Origin of the sequence: Curvibacter delicatus NBRC 14919 (assembly GCF_001592265.1) — a bacterium.
Lineage (GTDB): Bacteria > Pseudomonadota > Gammaproteobacteria > Burkholderiales > Burkholderiaceae_C > Hylemonella > Hylemonella delicata.
In genome coordinates this window covers 1-2,778 of record NZ_BCWP01000082.1, presented here as the reverse complement: position 1 = coordinate 2,778, position 2,778 = coordinate 1, and the positions used below count along the sequence as shown (strand labels likewise).

Below are 2,778 nucleotides of genomic sequence, written 5' to 3'. Positions count from 1 at the left end.
AAAAAAAAGCCACCTCGAAAGGTGGCTTTTTTGCTGAGGCCGAAAATTACTTGGCAGCAGCGGGGGCGGCAGCCGGAGCAGCAGCGTCAGCAGCCGGGGCGGCGGCGGGAGCGGAAGCGTCAGCAGCCGGAGCGGGAGCAGCAGCCGGAGCGGGAGCAGCAGCCGGAGCGGGAGCAGCGGGAGCCGGCTCTTCAGCTTTTTTGCCACAAGCAGCCAGAGCAGCGGCAGCGATCACAGCAGCCAGAACGAGGGTTTTGTTCATTTGGTTTACCTAATGAGTTGAAAAAAACAATTTCCGGAAATTGCCAATGCAAGATTGCATTGACCAAGCGAAACGGCTCGAGCCCGTTTCGCTTAGTCGCAAATTATATGGGGAAAAAACAATCCTGAGAATCCCTTACGTGCTCTTCACATCAAAGCCCTAGCGTAGAAGCGGGGAAAGCCGGAGTTCCATTGCGTCGCGCCTCTTCAAGAGTCTGCCGCAAGGCCAGCCGCCGTGCCGCATCCGTGTCGCAGACAAAAACGCTGCGCACCGCATCATGACGCTGCATGACCCAGGCCGGACTCCAGAGCGCACTGGGAAAGTCGATGGGGTCCGCATTTCGACACTGGCGACATTCGATGATGTGATCCCAGGTTTGTCGCCAAGAAACAAAGCGGGGCTGGTCACGTTGTACCGCATCAAAGCGGGTGGCCAGCATCAACAAACGACGCCCCGTCCGCGCCCAGGCCTGCAGCGACTCGACCACAGCGCGCTCATGCAAGGGCCAGTCAGCAAAGGTCGCATCACTGAGGATGATTTCGCGCCAGCCCTCACGAGCCGCGCAGGTCAACGCATCACGCACGCATTGCGCAAACGCCTCGCGCCCTGAAAAACGGCCAGTCGGCAAATGCGCCGACACGCCCTGACCGGCATCAGCGCCGTCAGAACCCATGTACCCACCCCGTCTCACACCAGGATTGCAGCAGCTCTCGTGCCGCTTCACTGGCGCGCTCCAGTTCTTTCGCATCCAGTCGGCGCTGGTCGGCCAGCCGGCGCATCAGCGTCGCGTCGCGTCCCGAGGCCCGGTAACCCTCGCCATTGATGAAGATGTGATGCGCGTCGTACATCATGCGTGTGCGCCGATCCAGCGTGACTCCCCCCTGAAGAGCACCCACGTCGCCCGGTTCGAACCAGACACTGGACTTCGGCTCGGTCAGGTGCTCGCCCAACACTCGCGCCAGCGCCTGTGGATCCTTGAGCGCATTCTGCAGAGCCTGACTTGCAAAGTCCTGCAAGGCGACAGGTATCGCCGCCGGAGTGCCAACCGCGGATTGCTTGGGGTCCCGGTAGCGTTCATCACGCCCCTCTTCGGCCGCGTCCTCGGCCAGGCGCTGCAGCAGCTCCTGCGCCAGTTCACCGCTCGCCGGCGAGCGGAAACCGATGGAGTAGGTCATGCACTCCCCGCCAACCGCGACCCCATCGTGGGCGTAACGGTGCGGCAGATAAAGCATGTCGCCGGGTTCCAGAATGAATTCCTGCTCTGGCACGAAATTGGCCAGGATCTTGACCGGCACATCGTCGCGCAGCGTCGTGTCATAGCGCCGGCCGATGCGCCAGCGCCGGCGCCCCTGCGCCTGCAGCAGGAACACGTCGTAGCTGTCGTAGTGCGGCCCCACGCCGCCACCGTCGGTGGCATAGCTGATCATCAGGTCGTCCAGCCGTGCATCCGGCACGAAGCGGAACTGGTTCATCAGGGCATGGGCGGCATCGACGTGCAGATCCACCCCCTGCACCAGCAGCGTCCATTCCGGGGTTTTGAGTGGGGGCAGGTCACGACGCGCAAAGGGCCCGTGGCGCAGGCGCCAGGACTGCTTGCCACGCTTGCGCTCCAGAGCGACCAGGCGGGACTCCACATCATCCTGCGCTGCCAGCTCGAACAACGCCGCACGCGCCAGCAAGGGCTTGAAACCGGGAATGGCTTGGCGTACCAGCAGCGGTTTTTTGTGCCAGTAACGCTTCATGAAGGCTTCGGGGCTCAGGCCTCCCAGCAGCTGCAGGGGTTGGGTGACATCCATCGGTATTTCCAGTCTGTGCCGGCAAACGATACGCCGAACTGCGACAATTCTGCCTTATGGAAATCAATCAGCAATGTGTGGTCGCCCTGACCTGGAAGCTTCAGGACACCTTGGGCGAGGAACTGGACGTACTCGACGAACCGGTCGAGTTCCTGATCGGCGGTCACGACCTGTTCAAGAAAATCGAGGAAGCCCTGCAAGGCCACGGTGTTGGCGCTACTGTTGCGCTCCAGCTGGAGCCGGAAGAAGCTTTCGGCGACTACAAGGAGCAGCTTGTGTTCCTTGAGTCCCGCCAGCTGTTCCCGCCCGAACTGGAAGAAGGCATGACCCTTGAGGGCTCGGCCCTGCCGACCGGCTGCAACCCGGATGCACCCAAGGACATGCTCTACACCGTGACTGAGCTCTACCCCGAGCACGTGGTTCTCGACGGCAACCACCCGCTGGCCGGCATCGCCCTGCGGCTGACGATGAAGGTCGAAGGCGTGCGCGAAGCCACTGAAGAAGAAGTCGGCCGCGGCTCCGCCGGCACCGGCTTCTTCCGTATCGCCCCGCTGCACGAAGAAGGCCCAGGCAGCGACCACCTGCACTAACGCACATCCGGCGCCCCACCAATGCCCCAAAGCGGGGAACCCCGTGGAACCGGCTTCGCCGGGCCACTGGGGTTGTCCCCCTGAGGGGGAGAGACGGCTACACGCAGTGAGCCGTAACAGGGAGTTAGGG

4 protein-coding genes are annotated in these 2,778 nt (G+C 62.6%); 2 read left to right on the top strand and 2 right to left on the bottom strand.

Going from position 1 to position 2,778, the window contains the following annotated elements; genetic code table 11:
- Window positions 1-390 (top strand): hypothetical protein (locus CDE01S_RS18830; RefSeq protein ID WP_218016550.1); only part of this gene is annotated, 390 nt, incomplete at its 5' end.
- Window positions 391-413: 23 nt separating this feature from the next.
- On the opposite strand, the gene CDE01S_RS17850 is transcribed toward CDE01S_RS18830, so the two are convergent.
- Entirely contained in the window at window positions 414-935 is a 522-nt protein-coding gene (locus CDE01S_RS17850) for a hypothetical protein (RefSeq protein WP_066710894.1), read from the bottom strand.
- A complete protein-coding gene (locus tag CDE01S_RS17845; RefSeq protein WP_066710892.1) occupies window positions 925-2,058 on the bottom strand; it encodes a JmjC domain-containing protein in 1,134 nt (377 codons plus the stop codon). Before CDE01S_RS17845 ends, CDE01S_RS17850 begins: the two co-directional genes overlap by 11 nt.
- A 56-nt stretch (window positions 2,059-2,114) precedes the next feature.
- On the opposite strand from CDE01S_RS17845, the gene CDE01S_RS17840 reads away from it, so the two are divergent.
- Window positions 2,115-2,648: an FKBP-type peptidyl-prolyl cis-trans isomerase gene (locus CDE01S_RS17840; RefSeq protein ID WP_066710890.1), complete on the top strand. Its 534-nt coding sequence runs from the start codon at window positions 2,115-2,117 to the stop codon at window positions 2,646-2,648.
- The last annotated feature ends 130 nt before the right edge of the window (window positions 2,649-2,778 follow it).

What these genes read in the sequence shown, in the direction of transcription:
- CDE01S_RS17850 (WP_066710894.1), bottom strand. Translation starts at nt 935, where the DNA reads ATGGGTTCTGACGGCGCTGATGCCGGTCAGGGCGTGTCGGCGCATTTG.
- CDE01S_RS17845 (WP_066710892.1), bottom strand. Translation starts at nt 2,058, where the DNA reads ATGGATGTCACCCAACCCCTGCAGCTGCTGGGAGGCCTGAGCCCCGAA.
- CDE01S_RS17840 (WP_066710890.1), top strand. Translation starts at nt 2,115, where the DNA reads ATGGAAATCAATCAGCAATGTGTGGTCGCCCTGACCTGGAAGCTTCAG.